The organism is Moorena sp. SIO3I8 (genome assembly GCF_010692325.1).
In the GTDB taxonomy this organism is placed as follows: Bacteria; Cyanobacteriota; Cyanobacteriia; order Cyanobacteriales; family Coleofasciculaceae; genus Moorena.
Window position 1 is genome coordinate 1 of the sequence record NZ_JAAHHW010000448.1, and the last position, 1177, is coordinate 1177.

The 1177-nt window shown below is 42.7% G+C and carries 2 protein-coding genes; one reads left to right on the forward strand and one right to left on the reverse strand.

Annotation, left to right across the window (positions count from 1 at the left end; genetic code table 11):
• Positions 1 to 463: 463 nt before the first annotated feature.
• On the reverse strand, positions 464 to 847 hold the full coding sequence (locus F6K51_RS37790) for a hypothetical protein (RefSeq protein WP_293031432.1): 384 nt from the start codon (positions 845 to 847) through the stop codon (positions 464 to 466).
• A 78-nt stretch (positions 848 to 925) separates the two neighbouring features.
• Between F6K51_RS37790 and F6K51_RS37795 the strand changes: the two genes are divergently transcribed.
• On the forward strand, positions 926 to 1177 hold a 252-nt coding region (locus F6K51_RS37795), incomplete at its 3' end, for a hypothetical protein (protein WP_293031435.1).

A 1177-nucleotide genomic window follows, 5' to 3' on the forward strand; every position in this document is an offset into this window, starting at 1 on the left:
TGTATTCCGATAAGGTAAGGATATGCGCTACTTCACAGGCTAGAAGTAGCGCATATCCTTACCTTATCGGAATACATGAACCAATGGGATTAAATGGTGAGGATTAAACGCTAGGATTAATGAATCTTAATAAACCGCCAGCAGGTACTTCTTCAAGCTTTTCATCGGTTAGTTCAATGTCGTCATCAGTTAGTTTTAGTTCCTGATCGGTTAGACTTTATAAGTCAGCGTTTTCTGACACCAACTGGTCAAGAGACCCGTCGTTTTTTTTCAGTGAATTCTTGGTTTGTTGAGTATTCATAGCCATCGTTAAATTCAATTAATTGCTTGGCTTAACCATCTACTAGTTTAGCAGAGATTACCTGAACAATTTTTTTAAGTTAATTTTAATAAAAATTACGTAAAATTAATTGATTTTATCCTAGACTTAGGGTAAAATTCAGTTTTAGTTGTGTCCAACTACTTACAAGCAGCCCTGATGATTAACCCAACTCCCATGGCTAATTTGGGTAGGATAGGCCACCAACTCGACAATTCCCTGGTCATTAATGATCCAGCCTTGGGCTTCAATGATCGGTAATTTCTGATTCGTAATGGCTGTTTGATCACGGTCGTGGTGATACTGTAGTCTTCTTCTGAGGGAACTCCGGGTTTTCCTCGTGTTGACTGGTTGTGTATTGCCTTGTGTATTGCCTTCATCAACCATCAGCCGTAAATCGGGTACCACCACCTGACCGCGCAATACTGCAGTTGGATCAGCGGGGAGTCCTCCTCCTCCAGTGACCACAAAACTATTCCCACCCAACGCTGCACAACTACTCACAATTTGATTGCTGGTATCTACCACATCTGCGGGAAGCTTGGCTAGGGCTTGGAAAGGGTTGACATCTAGGGTATTGAGGTTGACGGTGCCATCAATACCGAGTTGAGAAGAAGCGGTAATCTCACTAGTGCGATCGCGAAAAGTGCCAATGGCAGTAATATTAATATTTCCCCCGCGTCCGAAGATGGCATTGGCAGTAATATCACTATTCTCTCTAAGGGAACACCAGGGGAATTACTGACGATTTTGGCATTTGTGATCGACTGTCCGGCATCTGCTACTTGGGGAATAGATGTATCAATATTCCCGATGGTTAAATTCGCACCAGATATAGCAATGCTGCGTCCATTGGTA